The sequence below is a fragment of the Arthrobacter sp. NPDC056493 genome (assembly GCF_042795115.1).
In the GTDB taxonomy this organism is placed as follows: Bacteria; Actinomycetota; Actinomycetes; order Actinomycetales; family Micrococcaceae; genus Arthrobacter.
In genome coordinates this window covers 22785-38930 of record NZ_JBHTSL010000006.1, presented here as the reverse complement: position 1 = coordinate 38930, position 16146 = coordinate 22785, and the positions used below count along the sequence as shown (strand labels likewise).

General features: G+C 63.4%; 18 protein-coding genes. 8 read left to right on the top strand and 10 right to left on the bottom strand.

Going from position 1 to position 16146, the window contains the following annotated elements:
* Positions 1-414: a hypothetical protein gene (locus tag ACFQ50_RS04120; protein ID WP_377994244.1), complete on the top strand. Its 414-nt coding sequence runs from the start codon at positions 1-3 to the stop codon at positions 412-414.
* Positions 415-555: 141 nt separating this feature from the next.
* Here the strand turns inward: ACFQ50_RS04120 and ACFQ50_RS04115 are convergent, their stop codons facing one another.
* The 3 genes from ACFQ50_RS04115 to ACFQ50_RS04105 all read right to left on the bottom strand — a co-directional run bounded on the left by ACFQ50_RS04115 (position 556) and on the right by ACFQ50_RS04105 (position 1796).
* Entirely contained in the window at positions 556-798 is a 243-nt protein-coding gene (locus ACFQ50_RS04115) for a hypothetical protein (RefSeq protein ID WP_377994243.1), read from the bottom strand.
* 91 nt (positions 799-889) lie between these two features.
* Positions 890-1270, bottom strand: a complete 381-nt coding sequence (locus ACFQ50_RS04110) for a hypothetical protein (protein ID WP_377994242.1) — start codon at positions 1268-1270, stop codon at positions 890-892.
* A 202-nt stretch (positions 1271-1472) separates the two neighbouring features.
* Positions 1473-1796 carry a hypothetical protein gene (locus ACFQ50_RS04105; RefSeq protein ID WP_377994241.1) on the bottom strand — a complete coding sequence of 108 codons (324 nt, stop codon included), beginning with the start codon at positions 1794-1796 and terminating at the stop codon, positions 1473-1475.
* A gap of 302 nt (positions 1797-2098) precedes the next feature.
* Between ACFQ50_RS04105 and ACFQ50_RS04100 the strand changes: the two genes are divergently transcribed.
* Together ACFQ50_RS04100 and ACFQ50_RS04095 are read left to right on the top strand one after the other, a co-directional pair.
* On the top strand, positions 2099-2539 hold the full coding sequence (locus ACFQ50_RS04100; RefSeq protein WP_377994240.1) for a hypothetical protein: 441 nt from the start codon (positions 2099-2101) through the stop codon (positions 2537-2539).
* 97 nt (positions 2540-2636) lie between these two features.
* Positions 2637-3260, top strand: a complete 624-nt coding sequence (locus tag ACFQ50_RS04095; protein ID WP_377994239.1) for a hypothetical protein — start codon at positions 2637-2639, stop codon at positions 3258-3260.
* Positions 3261-3397: 137 nt separating this feature from the next.
* Here ACFQ50_RS04095 and ACFQ50_RS04090 read toward each other — a convergent pair whose 3' ends face one another.
* The 3 genes from ACFQ50_RS04090 to ACFQ50_RS04080 form a co-directional block, all read right to left on the bottom strand.
* Positions 3398-4726 (bottom strand): hypothetical protein, encoded by a 1329-nt coding sequence (locus ACFQ50_RS04090; protein WP_377994238.1) that lies wholly within the window; start codon positions 4724-4726, stop codon positions 3398-3400.
* Between the two features lie 159 nt (positions 4727-4885).
* Complete coding sequence (locus ACFQ50_RS04085; RefSeq protein ID WP_377994237.1) at positions 4886-5497, bottom strand: hypothetical protein; 612 nt, start codon at positions 5495-5497, stop codon at positions 4886-4888.
* A gap of 548 nt (positions 5498-6045) precedes the next feature.
* On the bottom strand, positions 6046-6318 hold the full coding sequence (locus ACFQ50_RS04080) for a DNA gyrase subunit A (protein WP_377994236.1): 273 nt from the start codon (positions 6316-6318) through the stop codon (positions 6046-6048).
* 758 nt (positions 6319-7076) lie between these two features.
* Between ACFQ50_RS04080 and ACFQ50_RS04075 the strand changes: the two genes are divergently transcribed.
* Entirely contained in the window at positions 7077-8012 is a 936-nt protein-coding gene (locus ACFQ50_RS04075) for a ComEC/Rec2 family competence protein (protein ID WP_377994235.1), read from the top strand.
* Complete coding sequence (gene holA, locus ACFQ50_RS04070) at positions 7949-8962, top strand: DNA polymerase III subunit delta (protein WP_377994234.1); 1014 nt, start codon at positions 7949-7951, stop codon at positions 8960-8962. Before ACFQ50_RS04075 ends, holA begins: the two co-directional genes overlap by 64 nt.
* Before the next feature lie 148 nt (positions 8963-9110).
* On the opposite strand, the gene rpsT is transcribed toward holA, so the two are convergent.
* Together rpsT and ACFQ50_RS04060 are read right to left on the bottom strand one after the other, a co-directional pair.
* Complete coding sequence (rpsT, locus tag ACFQ50_RS04065) at positions 9111-9371, bottom strand: 30S ribosomal protein S20 (protein WP_111903413.1); 261 nt, start codon at positions 9369-9371, stop codon at positions 9111-9113.
* Between the two features lie 185 nt (positions 9372-9556).
* Positions 9557-10138, bottom strand: coding sequence for a type II toxin-antitoxin system PemK/MazF family toxin (locus tag ACFQ50_RS04060; RefSeq protein ID WP_377994233.1), 582 nt, complete (start codon positions 10136-10138; stop codon positions 9557-9559).
* Between the two features lie 182 nt (positions 10139-10320).
* Between ACFQ50_RS04060 and lepA the strand changes: the two genes are divergently transcribed.
* Entirely contained in the window at positions 10321-12174 is a 1854-nt protein-coding gene (gene lepA / locus ACFQ50_RS04055) for a translation elongation factor 4 (RefSeq protein ID WP_377994232.1), read from the top strand.
* A 36-nt stretch (positions 12175-12210) separates the two neighbouring features.
* Positions 12211-13440, top strand: coding sequence for a radical SAM family heme chaperone HemW (hemW, locus tag ACFQ50_RS04050; RefSeq protein ID WP_377994231.1), 1230 nt, complete (start codon positions 12211-12213; stop codon positions 13438-13440).
* 22 nt (positions 13441-13462) lie between these two features.
* Here the strand turns inward: hemW and ACFQ50_RS04045 are convergent, their stop codons facing one another.
* Positions 13463-13882 (bottom strand): DUF4870 domain-containing protein, encoded by a 420-nt coding sequence (locus tag ACFQ50_RS04045; protein WP_377994230.1) that lies wholly within the window; start codon positions 13880-13882, stop codon positions 13463-13465.
* Positions 13883-14016: 134 nt separating this feature from the next.
* Complete coding sequence (locus ACFQ50_RS04040; RefSeq protein WP_377994229.1) at positions 14017-14871, bottom strand: DUF3097 domain-containing protein; 855 nt, start codon at positions 14869-14871, stop codon at positions 14017-14019.
* Positions 14872-15084: 213 nt separating this feature from the next.
* Here ACFQ50_RS04040 and hrcA point away from each other — a divergent pair, with 213 nt between their 5' ends.
* Positions 15085-16098 carry a heat-inducible transcriptional repressor HrcA gene (hrcA, locus tag ACFQ50_RS04035; RefSeq protein WP_377994228.1) on the top strand — a complete coding sequence of 338 codons (1014 nt, stop codon included), beginning with the start codon at positions 15085-15087 and terminating at the stop codon, positions 16096-16098.
* Positions 16099-16146 lie beyond the last annotated feature (48 nt).

The following is a 16146-nucleotide window of genomic DNA, read 5'->3' as shown; positions in this document are numbered from 1 at the left end:
ATGCGACAGTTCGCCGACCGGTATGCCCGCAGTGCCCGCCCACGATGGACTGGAACCATCGCCTGGATCCTGCTCGTCCTCGCCTCGATGGTCCTGATTGGCTACGGGATCGCGCGCGCCAACTGGCATATCGGGTTGCCAAGTCCGGCCGAGCAGGAAGAGGTCTGGATCGGTGGCCGCTACATCCTGGCCGGCTGCGCACTCTCCCTCGCGGCCGGTGCCTGGTCGCACCTCCGCGGCAATCCCGTATGGGTGACGGTGTGCGTGGCACTGCCAGGGATCCTCGTGGGCTGGGCGGCTTGGGTGAACCCCTACAATCTGATGCGTCACCTGGCCGCCCTAGTGGCATTCCCCTTCGCTCTGGGCGGGGTCGTCGGGGTCATCCGCGTTCGCGGCCAGCGGCAGAAGGACTAGGTTTCGAGGCCTATGAGGAGTGTTTCCCTTGCCGCGTTGACGACTTCGGGTGTGAGTGCGCCGAGGTGGTTGAGCGTTTGTACCCTCCGTACTTGTGTGAGCGGCCTGTCCACGCGACGGAAGATTCCGCATGTAACGAAGCTAAGGCTGCTCCGGCGTGCCACGTTCTGCTGAGTGCGGGGATCTCATGCCGAGAGCGACGACGATCAGCCAGAGTGCCAAGGCGGCAGCTCCGACGAGTGTGACGGCGGCGCTTACCGCTGCCATGTCAGACCCGGGCTCGTTGAGCCTCCACGGCGTGCCGGGCGTTACCGGTTCGAACCCCATGCCTTGGAGCGCTTCCACGATATGACCAAGCTGCCTGCCGGCTTGAAGCATCGTCATGGCGGCTACTTCTTCTACCTCTGCCCGGCGTTCTTGCGGCACTGGACGCAGCCGCCGGATCTCATCCCAGACTTGGGTCCATTCACCAGATTTATATCGACGCTTCCGTTCTCGTAGCTGAGCCCGTGGAGGCCCTGCCAAAGAGCTTTTTGAGGCCTCGGCGCAGCATCCCTCGGTAAGAGTTATCGTCCGAAAGGTGCGCACGGAGGCCAAAAACATAATCTTCGAGCCGCTCCTCTTCTGCGCTTCGAGCAAGCCACACGATCCCAAGTTCCGTCATGACCTCGTCGGCTGCTTGATCGTTCAGCGGGTAGAAATCGAAGTCCCCTTCTCCAGGACTCGAACTCGCCACGAATGCCCAGGTTTCCAAAGTGTCCGGGTAAACGAGAATGAGCCGATTGGTCCAATCTCCTTGTGTGGTGACACCGACGCGGCCGTTGCGGCCCCAGAAGTCAGCGGTTGGAAGGACCACGGCTGGGACCAACTCCTTGTGGTTGATGACACTGGCAGTAGATACATTCTCCTCGCGTATTCCACGCTCGGCATGGTGGAAGCGGGATGCCACTAGGCAGAACGGCCACGGCGAGAGCATGCAATGCTGTCGCTTCGATGCCCTCGCCTGCGGGCCTCCTCAAAAAGGTTGGCGCGGGAACCTTCACTGACCGCTACCTGAATCACTGGAAGAGCCTTACAGTCAGAGCAACCAAATGGAGGGTCCCATTGAGTAAACGGCAGATTCTACTCATATTTGCCAGTCTGGTCATCGCCGCCCTGGTCATGAGCGGATTTCTGGCACTGACGATAGGAACATTCAACGACAGGTTCTGGCCGACGTTCGCGGCCGCTTTCACCCTCGTGGCAACCATCACGGTATTTTCACAAATGACTAATAAGAGGAAATGACGACATCCGCTGAGGAACGCCGTGCGGCGCACTTCCTGGATGCTGTGGATTTTTTCAAGCGCATGAGCGTTGGCCGTATCTGACAAATCGGTCATGATTTGAGCAGACGACGAGGCTAGAGGATTATGACGATCCCAGTGTTGCACTTGCGGAGGAGGATCATGGGCTGAATTGAGTACTTGGCTGCCGGCTCCGACGACCTGTGGGCAAAAGTCACCAGAAGGGCCCAAGGGCTGGTGGATAAAGGCCTCGGTCAGGCTGTCACGGCATACTACGCGCGCTACCTCCCACTAGGATTGTTCGTTCTGGTCGTCGTCATCGCTTTGGGCGCATTCTTCGCCCCCAGAGGATCTGACCGGACTGGCCTCTGTACCTGATGATTGGCTGTGGCCTCGCCGTGGTTGCTGTATTGACCGGAGGCCTCATCTACAACTCAAAGCACGTGGTCCCAGCCGCCAAATACGGCAATGTCGTTGTGCTGCTTTCCCTGGAATCTGAAGAGCGAAAACAGATCAGGCAACAGATTGCAGGAAAAATCCCTGCTGAGCGGGAACATCTTGCGGTAGCCCGGGGTGCGGCGGTGCAGATGCGCAAGGGGTTAGCCACGCAGCTACTGTTCGCTCCGTTATACCGGCTTGTCTTCCTTCCGCAAGCACTGCGACTCGCCATTCGAGGTGATGATCTGTTCGCTTGGTTCATGCTCATCGCCGTCGGTCTACTGGTAATCGGTATTGCATTCGTCGTCCGGGACTTCCGGCGTGCCGGCCGCTTTCTCACCCGTACGACAGAACAACCCCTCCCAAGAGGCCAGGCGCACACCGCGCCTGAGGGTCTGTGAGGGACATATAGTGTGGGCGAAGGCTTTGCCTGCCCTTGACAGGCCTCTATAGCGGGTCAATAGTCCGTTATAGGGACTCACGGACGAGGCACGGTGGATGGAAGTCTTCAGACCCTTGGTGCTGGCCGTACTTGGTTGCGCCCTTTGCGTTACCGGGTGCGCGGGCGCGGACGGACCGGCCCCAGGGCCAACGGCGCTAACGAACGATACAACCCAAACCGCTGACAACATCCGCATCTACTCCGACCCCGTTTTCAAGGGCGCCCCCACCGGGGTACTGAACGTTTTGGCGGGTAAGGTAAATGAGTATGCGATGGCTCACCCCAAGGTTTTCTCTGGCTCCTATTTCGCCTCGGATTACTCGAAGGTATATGTCGGGGTGGCCAAGCCGGATGATCCGGCCGCGTCGGCGTACGAAGAGCTGGCGACGAAACTGGATCCCGGCCGCCACCGAATTGTCACGGCGGACGCTCGCTGGTCCTGGTACGAACTTGATGCCCTCAAAGATCTCCTCGCGAAGAAGTATCTTATGCAGGGCAAGGGCGGCATCCAGTCGGTGGGACTCAATACAGCAATAGATTCAGTCGTCGTCGGGGTACTGAGTAAACCGTTGGACCCGACTCTGACGGACAACCGGACAGTAATCGAAATCGCCCGTCGCTATGGGGACATGGTCGTGTTCCGCGAATCGTTGGGCCGGATAACCCTCGACGCGAAGTAACAAGTAATTCCCCGCCTTTCCAGCAGGCAAAAGGATCAGCAGTTGCCGGTGCACCTTCCTCCGACGACTGTCACGAATCAGAGCCGTCGTTCGGCAAGCGGTTCTGCTCTCCACTGCGCGCACCCCCGGGAAACTTTCTACGGCATGGTTTTGTCTGTAGGAGTCGGATTGGGGTCGTGCCAGGCTCGTCCGTGGCGGTATCGCGTTGCTGTCCCGGGCAGGTCGGCCGGGGTGAGGTCCACGATGTCGAGGATTCCGCGCTCCGGGGGAGGCAGAAACTCCGGTTCGGCCCACTCCGGGACGACAGCGTCAGTGGTTTTCAGCTCTTCGGCTGCTTCAACCCGTGGGCTTGTTGCATCCATCAGATCGCCGTTCCTCCGGACCGGGATTCCGCCGAATGTGTGTCCGGCGAAGGCAAGAAGACCCGCGGCGGTGTCAGGAGCGTCAGACCCTGTGGACGGCACCATCGAGCTCTTGTCCCATAGCCAGGCGGCGCGCGCAAGGGCGCGAAACGTATCGTGGTCCAGCGCATTGATCGCATCGATTCCGTGCACCGGGCAGTAGTCATCGGCCGGAATTGTGCCGCTGCTCCAATCTTCTTCGCCGTCAATGTCACGGCTTTGGGCTTCGGCCAGACAGGAGCATCCTTGAGTTTCACTGTCTTTGGGGTCAATCCCGTCGCCGTATGCAGGGTCGAGGCCAGGTGCCCAGACAGGTCCGCCGGCACCGGGCACTATCCATACTGTTAGCCGTGCCTGCCTATGAGCCCACCACCGCCAAACATTCCGACCAGCGGAAACTACCGTCAGCACGGTCGCCACAGCAGCAAACTGGGCAACGACGGGCTCGAAGAAATTCCCGTCCGGCGGTGGAGCCTGGTTGCCTGCAATGGACCACTGAACCGAGAACCACCCCCAGAGCACAACCGACACGGCCACCAGCCCTGCTGTGATCCAACGCCCTTGCATCAGGGCACGCCGTTCAGACGACAGCGCGTTCGCTCCTACCCGCACCGCCGAGCCGTCCTTCAATCGGGCCGCGAGCTGCTGGACCGCTTTCAACTGCCGCGACGATGCCCAGGCTTCCGCAGCAGCTAGGACAACAGCTACCAGGGCCTCTGTTGCCCAGACAGGAACAGACGCAGCACCCGCAGAACCATGCAGCCATGCGCAGGCCGCAAGAACAATCACCAGCCCGAAGGCGCATGCCCTGCCCAGCGCCCACCCCAACAGGGCAAACGCGACCGTGCAAGCCCCCGCGGCCGCAGTGAAGACTTTAGTTGGCAGGAGCGATTCCTCCCAGGTGAGTGCCGGTTCGTCCCAGCCCCGATCGACGATGAACGCTAACCCAATGGTGACCACGCCGGTCAGCCATGCGGTCAAAACGATCCGGGACCCGGACTTCCGTCTGGGCACGCCGATCCACTCTGACTTGCTGGGCCGGACCAGATCGCGGAAGTTTTCCATGGCATCATCCTGCCGGGTCAACCCCGCATTCCACGAAACCTACGCCTCATAAAGCGCCTGCACATCGGAACGAGACTGCCTTTCCAATGAGCAACCCTTCACGGCACGATTCGTAAGGTCTGGTCTCCATTTTTCCTGCGGGAACCTGAGGTGGCACAGCTACCGCGTGCTTTCGCGCAGGGCCCGGCTGTAGCCAGCTGGGTTATTCCTGGTGTCCGCAGACACCACGAGGTGTTGGTGGCTGAGGCGATGGGCGAAATAGCCGCGGTATGGCAGGACGATAATGGTATCGATCCCGCTCTTCCATGCAGGGATAAGTGCTTGAAGGCTTCTGCGTTCGGCATTGTGTGGAAAATTGGGTATCAGGCGTTGTTCCCAAGCCTGGTATGCGTCTCGGTCAAGGCCTTCCCATTCGTACTGCTGCGTCCAGAAGGGTGGGATGAACGGGTTCAAACCCTGACTTGGATCCTGGGAATCGCGCATCTCGGCAGGCGTGGGATGGTGGTCCCTCTCTTCGATCTCATACCAACTCAATGCATGGTTCCAAGCCGTTTTCCAGCGCTTGTCCCATGTGGAGGTATCTGATGCGTTAGGCATTTGCGAACGCCCGCAATCGGGTGCGGGCTCCAATGGGGGGATGTCCAGGTCACCGGCTAGGGACCATGCCTCCCGGACAAAGAGCAAGAGCGTCAGGTGGTGCGGAAGATCATTCACTCGGATCACCATGTCGCGCGGCCACGGATTTCCCGGTACCAGCTTGCTCCATTGCATGTCGCTCTACCCCCCGATTCAAGGAACTGCCCGAGCGCCGCCCGTGCGCTTAAACAATGCACGCGCTTAAGTCGCCTGTAAACGCATCCGGCTCCATTGGGGCAACGCTCTGCGAGACCCTAGAGCATCCTGCTCCAACGGAACTAGGGTTTGTAGTTATCCAGAAGGAATTTGTCGACTAGATATTGTATTCCTGCGACGGCGGAGACAAGGATCAGCATGACGAATGCCTCTATCGAGGTTAATCCCTCAACGAGTAGCACAACGAAAAGGGAGACGACCACGACTCCCACGAGCCAAAGTATGGTGCGTTTGCTTCTCCTGCTGGGGGTAGCATCCGAGAACCCATCTGCTGAGAGTGCTGTAAAGGAATTTTATCCCTGGTGTGGCACAGCTATCCTCTCCGGCCGAGCGTCAGAGAAGCAACCTCAACCGGGCCAGTTTCCCTGGTCTACTCCAAAAGGGGGGAAGCCGGAAGTCGGATCGCTGAGGAGCAGCAACTCTGTCGGAGGACGAGGAACTAGTGATCGACGGAGAACGGGAGGTCCTTAGCGGTCGTCAGGCAACTTTGATCTAAGTTCTTCTGCCTCGGAAGCGAGCCTCTGACGGTGGTCTCGGCTGAATCTCCTAACCTGCATGTCTAGGACAGCCCGGCTGCCCAACTCTCCCACACCCAACAGCTGACCAATCCGACGTCTTGCTTCGTCCTCGTCCGCTGAATCCTCAATCATCTGAAAGACCTCGTCACGCCGATCCACCGCCCGCACCAGGGCATCGACGATCATCAAGTGGTCCCTTATCCGCCGCTCATCCCCATCCATGCGGCGATTCTTGCACGAACCCTTGATGAACCTATTAGCGCTGTCACCCCGGTAGAAAGGCTTCTACAGCTGCCTTCCCCGCTGGTTCCATCGTTCGCGTTCGGCATCCTCCTGGTCCCAAAAGGGTGAGTCATGACGACGTACGTAGAGCAGTCTTCCAACAAATCCGGCTGTAACCAGAATCACGGCTATGTACAAGTAGTTCACGCCCTACCAAGGAAGGGACAGTCGCAGGGACAGAACGACCACCTGTAGAACCAACATTATGAACGCCATCGTCATCATGAATCGAAAGCCGGCGCGAGTCATCTTCGGCTCGAGTCTTTTGCCGCCTTCGCTTCGTGACATGGACAAAGGGTATTACCGCTCAGCAGCATCGAGAAGGGTTTAACGCGTTGCTTTAGTACTTCGACGTCCCGAAGAGGGCCAGTCCGCAAATCGTCCCGTAAGTCGGTCCCATCTTTGAAGCCCGCGGATCTGACCTGGCACGTGGGTCCTTCGCCTCTCGCGGGCACTCCATTGGATCGGACCCATTACCGTCTGGAGAGGGGGCCGCAAACGGTCAGTGTCAAAGGCGCAGTGCGACATCGTGCTCTTCGTCGATAAGCGTCTCGCCCGGGCTGGGCGTGCCCGTATCGGGCTCCGGCAGTAGGCGTGTCCGTGCCGGTTGTGATGCAGGAGGTTCCGCAACTGCCGCCAGGGTGCCTATGCGCGCCCGGCCATTCGCGCGTAGGAGTGACCCACCCCCCTTTTGAACGATGGCTGGCGCCAACTGCAGCCTGATACTCGGCGCACTGCTGTTGGCGGCACGTTCGCTGCGCCTGGCCAGGATTCCGGGGGCGGCCGTCGCCCTCGCAGGCCTCGGCCTGTTCGTCCTCATGGTTGGGCCGGATGCGAGCGTGCTCCGGTCGTCGCTCATGGGTGCGATTGCTGTGGCGGCCTTGGCAGGCGGCCGGGCCGGCCGCGGACTGAGTTTCCTTTGCCTGGCGGTGATTGCCCTGCTGCTCGTGGAGCCGGAGCTGGGCGTCAGCTTTGGGTTCCTGCTGTCCGTCCTGGCCACGCTGGGAATTATTGTGCTGGGCCGCAGCGTCATGGGCTGGATTCCGGCGAGGGTGCCGCGCTGGGCGGCTGCAGCTGTAGCCGTGCCGCTTTCAGCCCAGGTGCTGTGCGGCCCCGTCATAGTGGTGCTGCAGCCACAGTTCTCCACCTACTCACTGCTGGCCAACGTGCTTGCCGCCTCGCTCGTAGCGCCGGTTACCGTCCTGGGTACGGCTGCCGTGGCCATCCTGCCCATCGCGCCGTGGCCGGCAACCGTCCTGATCGGCGTTGCCGGCTTCTTTGCCGGGGGTGTGGCAGCCATCGCCCGGTTCACCGCCGGTCTTCCCGGTGCCGCGCCGCCCTGGCCGGAGGGGGTGTTCGGGTTGCTGACCATGCTGCTGTTCTCCGTTGTGACATTGCTCGCCGTGTGGATGGCTGCCCATCCCGCCCGGACCATCAAACTGGTCCTCGCCGCTCACGCCGGCACCGTGCGGTTACTTGACCGGCTGCCGGAGGCCACGTTCCGCCGCGCCGGCCCCGGCGATCATGGGAGACTTAGAGTCTGCAATCTGAACTCCGGGAGGAATCACCAGTGGCCGCTGCCCAGCAACGACCGAAGACGCCGGCAGCCAATTCGGCATCGTGGCGGGACGTAGCCCCTGCGGCGGTCGTCCTGATCACAGGTCCAGAGGAGTACCTCGGCATCCGGGCGATGGACCGTGTCCGGACACAAGTACGTGCGGCCGCACCGGATGTGGAAGTCAGCAGGCTGACTGCCGGCTCGTACGAGGCCGGGGCGCTGGCCATGAATGTCAGTCCGTCACTGTTCGGTGAGAGCAAGCTGATCGAGGTGGACGGCCTCGAATCGATGAACGACGCCTTCCTGGCGGACGCACTGACCTACCTCAAGCACGTGGAACAGGATGCCGTCCTCGTGCTCCGCCACGGTGGCGGAACCCGCGGCAAGAAGCTCCTCGATGCTGTGAAGGCCGGCGGATGGCCGACTGTCGACTGCCAGCCGCTAAAAAAAGATGCGGAAAAGACCGCCTTTGTCACGGCGGAGTTCAAGGCCGCCGGGCGGCGGATCACTCCGGAGGCAGTCCAGTCCTTGGTCAACGCGGTCGGCGCCAACCTGTCCGAGCTGGCGGCGGCCTGCAGCCAGCTCGTTGCCGACGCCTCCACTGCCGTTGATGCCGACATGGTGGACCGCTACTACGGCGGCAGGGTCGAGGCAACGGCCTTCAAGGTGGCCGACGCCGCGATGGCCGGCAATGGTCCTGTGGCCCTGTCCACACTCCGGCATGCGCTGGCCACCGGCGCCGATCCGGTGCCGCTCGTGGCGGCGTTGGCGGCGAAGCTGCGGACGGTCGCCAAGGTGGCCGGGGCCAAGGGCTCGGCGGCGCAGATCGCCAGGCAGCTGGGCATGCAGCCGTGGCTGGTGGAACAGGCGCAGCGGGACGTCCGGAGGTGGACGCCGGAGGGCCTGGCTCGGTCCATCCAGGTCACGGCCGAAGCCGACGCGCAGGTCAAAGGACTGTCGCGTGATCCTGTCTACGCCGTGGAACACGCCGTGACGGTGATAGCAGCCGCTGCACGCGGGCGCTAGCCCGTCGATCCGGAAGCGGGCGGCGGCTGGCTGACGCAGAGGGGGGGCGTGACCCCCGTTCGGAAGTCCCGCCGTCGGAAGTTAAAAGAGAAGTGGCCGGCACCATCGGTGCCGGCCACAAGCATCAGTTCAGATGAACTGGAAAACCTTAGAGTGCGTTGACCTTTTTGGAGATCGCCGACTTGCGGTTTGCAGCGTTGTTCTTGTGCAGAACACCCTTGCTGACAGCCTTGTCCAGCTTACGGCTGGCAGAAACGAGCGCAGTAGTAGCAGCGTCCTTGTCGGAGGACTCAACGGCGGTGTTGACGGCGCGGATGGCCGTCTTTAGCTCGGACTTGACTGCGTTGTTGCGCAGGCGAGCCTTTTCGTTGGTGAGGATGCGCTTCTTCTGGGACTTGATATTTGCCACGTGTGAACTCTCTTTGTAATGCGGAAATGGTCTAGAGGGCTTTCAAGCTGGCCTTGACTGAGCGGCGTGGGGATACCTATGGCGGCCAGCCATCAGTGACCGTCGACCTGCACGGACACACAGCTATACATATTAGCAGGTCGGGGCCATTTGTGGCCATTCCGGGCGCGGACGGCGCGCCGGCGTCATTTCCAGCCGTGCAACCGCCGCAACTCGTCCGCCACCAGCCTAAACTTCTTCCGGTCCAGCACCGAGCCCTCGCGCCGGATGTCGGCCGGGTGGATCTGCAGGACGCGGTCCAGTTTGGCCTCGCTGGGGCGGCCCTGCTTGTCCCACGGGCCAGTGCCGATATCAACGTAATCGAGGCGGGCCTGCGGGTGGCCGTCGTGGTCCTTGCTGGTCAGCATCAGGCCCAGCAGATACCGCCCGTGGCTGCCAACCAGCAGGACCGGCCGGTCCTTGCCGCGCGAGTGGTCCTCTTCGAAGGGAACCCAGGTCCATACGATCTCGCCGGGGTCCGGGCGCCCGTCGGGCGAGGGGAAGTAGCGCAGGGTCGCCGTGCCGGTGAAGTCGCCCGGGTATGTCCCCGTGACTCCGGCCGGGAGCCGCGCTGCGTTTCCGGATCTGCCCGGGGCGGCAGCAGGACGGCGGGTGGCCCCAGACGGACGTCTGGGTGCCGGAGTGCGGACCGCCGGGCGCTTCAACACGCCGAGGAAACGGAGCGATGCACGGACGGCGCTGCCTATTGAGGAGAAGTTCAAAGCCATGCGGGCCACCATACCGGCGCGGGTTTCGCGGCGGCTGGACATCCGGCCGTGCTGGCCGCGCAAAATGTACTGCCAGCGCCCTGGACGTGGGAGACTAGAGGTTCAGATATTGCGGCAGGCAGCAGGATGGCCAGAGTTCAGCCTGAACAACGCCGCTGAAATGCCAACAGTAAGGACCCTGCGTGTCTCCCATGGCCCGCACCGCCCCGGTGCCCGCCGCGACAGATCCGGCCATTATTCGGAATTTCTGCATCATCGCGCACATTGACCACGGTAAGTCCACCCTGGCCGACCGCATGCTGCAGTTCACCGGCGTCGTGCAGTCCCGCGACATGAAAGCCCAGTATCTGGACCGCATGGATATCGAGCGGGAGCGCGGCATCACCATCAAGTCCCAGGCTGTCCGCATGCCCTGGGAGCTCGATGGCATGAGCTACGCCCTGAACATGATCGACACGCCGGGCCACGTGGACTTCACCTACGAGGTGTCCCGGTCGCTCGCAGCCTGCGAAGGCGCTGTTCTCTTGGTGGACGCCGCGCAGGGCATCGAGGCCCAGACGCTGGCCAACCTGTATCTGGCGATGGAAAACGATCTCACCATCATCCCGGTCCTGAACAAGATCGACCTGCCGGCCGCCCAGCCGGAGAAGTACGCCGCCGAACTGGCCAGCCTGATCGGCGGCGATCCCGAAGATGTGCTGCTGGTCTCCGGGAAGACCGGCGTCGGTGTCGAGGCACTGCTGGACAAGATCGTGCGCGACCTGCCCGCACCCGTCGGCGACCCGGATGCACCTGCCCGGGCCATGATCTTCGACTCCGTCTACGACACGTACCGCGGCGTGGTCACCTATGTCCGCGTGGTTGACGGCATGCTGCACCCGCGTGAGCGCATCCAGATGATGTCCACCAAGGCCAGCCACGAACTGCTGGAAATCGGCGTCAGCTCCCCGGAGCCCATACCGTCCAAGGGCCTGGGCGTCGGTGAGGTGGGATATCTCATCACCGGCGTGAAGGATGTCCGCCAGTCGAAGGTGGGCGACACCGTCACCAACCTCGCCAAGCCAGCGGCGGAATCGCTGAGCGGCTATGCGGATCCCAAGCCGATGGTGTTCTCGGGCCTCTACCCGCTGGACGGCACCGACTACCCGGTGCTCCGCGACGCGCTGGACAAGCTCAAACTGAACGATGCCGCCCTGATCTACGAACCGGAAACCTCCGCCGCACTCGGCTTCGGCTTCCGCGTGGGCTTCCTCGGCCTGCTGCACCTGGAGATCGTCCGTGAGCGCCTCGAACGCGAATTCAACCTGGATCTGATCTCCACAGCGCCGAACGTCGTATACGAGGTCACGCTCGAGGACAAGAACGTGGTCACCGTGACCAACCCCAGCGAGTTCCCCTCCGGGAAGATCAATGAGGTCCGCGAACCCATGGTGGCCGCGACAATCCTGGCACCCAACGAGTTCGTCGGTGCCATTATGGAGCTCTGCCAGGGCCGCCGCGGTGTCATGCGCGGCATGGACTACCTGTCCGAGGACCGGGTTGAGCTGCGGTACTGGATGCCGCTGGCCGAAATCGTCTTCGACTTTTTCGACCTGCTCAAGTCCAAGACGCGCGGCTACGCCTCGCTGGACTGGAAGGCCGACGGCGAACAAGTCGCCGACCTGGTCAAGGTGGACATCCTGCTCCAGGGCGAACAGGTGGACGCCTTCAGCGCCATCACCCACAAGGACAAGGCCTACGCCTACGGCGTCATGATGACCGGCAAGCTCCGCGAACTCATCCCGCGCCAGCAGTTCGAGGTGCCCATCCAGGCCGCCATCGGGTCCCGGATCATCGCCCGCGAGTCCATCCGCGCCATCCGCAAGGACGTTCTGGCCAAGTGCTACGGCGGTGACATCTCCCGTAAGCGCAAACTGCTGGAAAAGCAGAAGGAAGGCAAGAAACGCATGAAGATGGTGGGGCGCGTGGAGGTGCCGCAGGAGGCCTTCATCGCAGCCCTGACCACCGACGAATCCAAGGACAAGGCCAAGAAGTAGTGATGATCGTGGCCGGAACCTCCGCAGGCCGCACGCATGCCTAGCGTTCTTCCCCTGGGTGACCCCGCGCCGGCAGACGGCCTGCTGCCCCAGCAGGCGGCCGCCGGTGCAGCGGACCGGGCCTTCGGGCTCTATGTGCACATCCCGTTTTGTGCCGTGCGCTGCGGTTACTGCGACTTCAACACCTACACCGCAACCGAGCTCGGAGGCGGCGCGTCCCAGGACGCGTACGCCTCCACGGCCATCTCCGAAGTGGACTTAGCCGCGCGGGTACTTCGGGACTCCGGCCTGCCTGCCCGCAGGCTGAGCACCGTGTTCTTCGGCGGCGGGACGCCGACGCTCCTGCCTGCCGGGGACCTGGCGCGAATCCTCCGTGCCGGCATAGACACGTGGGGGATCGAACCCGGTGCCGAGGTGACCACGGAGGCCAACCCCGATTCCGTCACGCCGGAGTCCCTGCAGCTGCTCGCCGACGCCGGCTTCACGCGGGTTTCCTTCGGCATGCAGTCCGCGGTGCCCCACGTTCTTAAGGTGCTCGACCGCACCCACACGCCGAGCCGTGTCCCGCTCGTGGTGCAGTGGGCCCGCGACGCCGGACTCGCCGTCAGCCTGGACCTCATCTACGGCACGCCGGGCGAATCATTGGAGGACTGGCGCTTTTCGCTCGAGACGGCCCTGTCCTACAAACCGGACCACATCAGCGCCTACGCGTTGATCATTGAGGACGGAACCAAGCTCGCCGCCCAGATCCGCCGTGGCGAAGTTCCGGGAATCGACGACGACGACCACGCCGACAAATACGAACTCGCCGACAAGATGATCTCCGACGCCGGCCTGAACTGGTACGAGGTCAGCAACTGGTCCGCGATGCCCGAGCAGGCGTGCCGTCACAACCTCGCCTACTGGCGCGGCGACGACTGGTGGGGCATCGGACCCGGTGCCCACTCGCATGTGGGCGGGGTGCGCTGGTGGAACGTGAAGCACCCCACCGCCTATGCCGGCCGGCTCGGCTCAGGCGTCTCGCCGGCGGCAGGACGCGAGACGCTCGACGCCGGGACCCGGGTCGTCGAAAAGGTCATGCTGGAGGCCCGGCTTTCCTCAGGCCTCGAAACCGATGCCCTTGCGCCATCAGGAAGGAAGGCCGTGGCCGGGCTGATCGCCGACGGCCTCGTGGTGCCCGAGGAGGCCTTCAGGGGACGCCTGGTGCTCACGCTGAAGGGCCGCCTGCTGGCTGACGCCGTGGTCCGCCGGATCCTGCCGGACTAACGGCCGAAACAAGAGCTGCAGGCTACTTGATCCAGCGGAGGTTGTACTGGTACCGGTGCGGCTGGCCCTTGTTGACGTGGACGCCCGCGGACACCGCGAAGCAGGTCAGCGCAATCCAGATGAGCGTGGCCACGACGGCGAACAGATTGCCGACGACGGGAAGCAGCACCAGCAGGTTGGCCACGAAGGCCGCAATCGTCGGCGGCAGGGTGAAGTTGAGGGCCTCTTTGGACTCCTGCGCGGTGAACGGGCCGCGGTCGCGGAAGATGAGGTAGATCAGCAGGGCCGGAACACAGCCGAGGATGCCGCCGAAGTGAGCCAGCGTGGCCCACTGCCGGTCCTCGCCGGCGGTCAGCGGAAGCGCGTTGGCCGGAACGCCATGGTACTGGGGCAGGTCCTGGCCGGACTGTGTGTCCCTGCGGTCGCGAGCGTCTTCTGCCACGGTGTCTTCCTTTAGCTTGCGTTGGTGCGATAGTGCTTTGATACGGCGCCCGGGCCGCAGTGCGGTGACGCCCTACCAAGGATACCGGGCCGTCAGGGCAATCGCGGGCTCAACGCCCAATCGCGGGGCAGTAGCTATGGAACTGTTAGGAAATCGATGACCTCTTCCACCCGGCCCAGCAGGGCCGGCTCAAGGTCAGCGTAGGTGCGCACGGCGCCCAGGAGTTTCTGCCAGCCGAGGCCGATGTCCTCCTTGGTCGCGTGCGGCCAGCCGAAGGCGGCGAGGATGCCGGTTTTCCAGTCCGTGCCGCGCGGCACCACCGGCCACTGCGGAATGCCCAGCACCGACGGCCGGATCGCCTGCCAGACGTCGACGTACGGGTGGCCCACGATCAGCACGTTCCCGGCGGCGCCGGGGGACGACATGACGGCGTCGGCGATCCTCGACTCCTTGGAGTCGGGAACCAGGTGGTCCACCAGGACGCCCAGCCGGCGGCCGGGTCCGGGGCGGAACGAGGCAACGGCCGCCGCCAGGTCATCGATGCCGTGCAGGGGTTCGACGACGATGCCCTCCACCCGGAGATCGTCGCCCCAGACTTTTTCCACGAGTTCGGCGTCATGCTTGCCTTCGACCCAGATCCGGCTGGCCTTGGCCACCTGTGCGCGCTGCCCTTCCACCCGCACCGAACCCGACGCCGTCCGGCCGGTCGTGCCCGGCCCTGCGGGCTTCGCTTTGGGCGCCGGCGGCATCAGGCGTACCGGCTGACCTTCCAAAAGGAATCCGAAACCCAGCTTGAAGGACCGGGACTTTCCGCGGCGGTCCTCAAGCGCCACCACGTGCATGCCGCCGGACTTCTCCACCCGGGTCACCGCACCCACCCAGCCGGACTGGACGTCCTCGAGCACCATGCCGCGCTCCACAGGAACCTCAGGCAGGCTGTTCTTGGCGGGCGCTGCGATCTCCTGCGGGCCCCAGGTCTGGTACTGCATTTCGTTCACCGCTCTGCACTAGGAGGGAGCCGCTCCGGCCGCGGGCATACCGCCGGGGGACAGGCGCCCGGAATTTCGCCCGGAGCGGTACCAATGCTAACAACGCGGCGACTCATATTAGACTTGTTAGCACTTAGGCATGTCGAGTGCTAACCACAGCGTTTACGGGCAGGATCAACGCCCGGCGCGGTCAAGGCCAAAAGGAGGTGGACTGTGAGCGAACCACGGAAGCTTGAGGTGCTGCGCGCCATCGTGGAGGACTATGTCCATTCCCGCGAACCTGTCGGCTCCAAGGCCCTGGTGGAACGGCACCATCTGGGCGTATCCAGCGCCACCATCCGCAACGACATGGCGGCCCTTGAGGACGAGGGCCTTATCACTGCCCCGCACACCAGCGCGGGCAGGATTCCGACGGACAAGGGTTACCGTCTGTTCGTCGACCAGATTTCAGCCGTCAAGCCGTTGTCCCCGGCGGAGAAGCGCGCCATCCAGACCCTCCTCGAGGGGTCAGAGGACCTTGACGACGTCCTGGACCGGACGGCGCGGCTCCTGTCCCAGTTGACCAACCAGGTCGCCGTCGTGCAGTACCCGCACCTGAGCCGCGCCGTGGTGCGGCACATTGAATTTGTGCTGCTGGCGCCGCGGAAGGTGCTGATCGTGCTGATCGCCGACTCCGGCAAGGTTGACCAGCGAGTGGTCGACGCCGGACAGGACCTGTCAGACGACACGCTCGCCGCACTCCGCACCCGGTTCCTGACCGGTGTGGCCGGAACGCCGGTGGCCATCCTGCCCCAGCACCTGGCCGCCGTCGTGGCCGGCTGCACGCACGCCGAGCGCCCCATTGCCATGGCCCTCGGCAAGGGGCTGGAGGGCCTGGCGCACAACAGCCGGGAAGACCGTATGGTCCTCGCGGGAACGGCCAACCTCGCGCGCTCCAACGTGGACTTTCCGCTCAGCATCGGACCTGTTCTGGAGGCCCTCGAGGAGCAGGTGGTGATGCTGCGGCTCCTGAGCGACATGGCCCAGGACCCGCGGGGCGTGGCCGTGAGCATCGGCCGGGAAAACCCCTACGACGGTCTGGCCGAGGCATCGGTGGTGGCCACCGGCTACGGCCCCGACGCCAGCGCCAAGGTGGGCATCCTTGGCCCCACCCGGATGGACTATCCCACCACCATGGCCGCCGTGCGCGCGGTGGCCCGCTACCTTTCGAGGATTCTGGGCCCGTGACCGCACGACCCGGACATCCTCTGACCACAGGCAGTACAACCAGGAAGA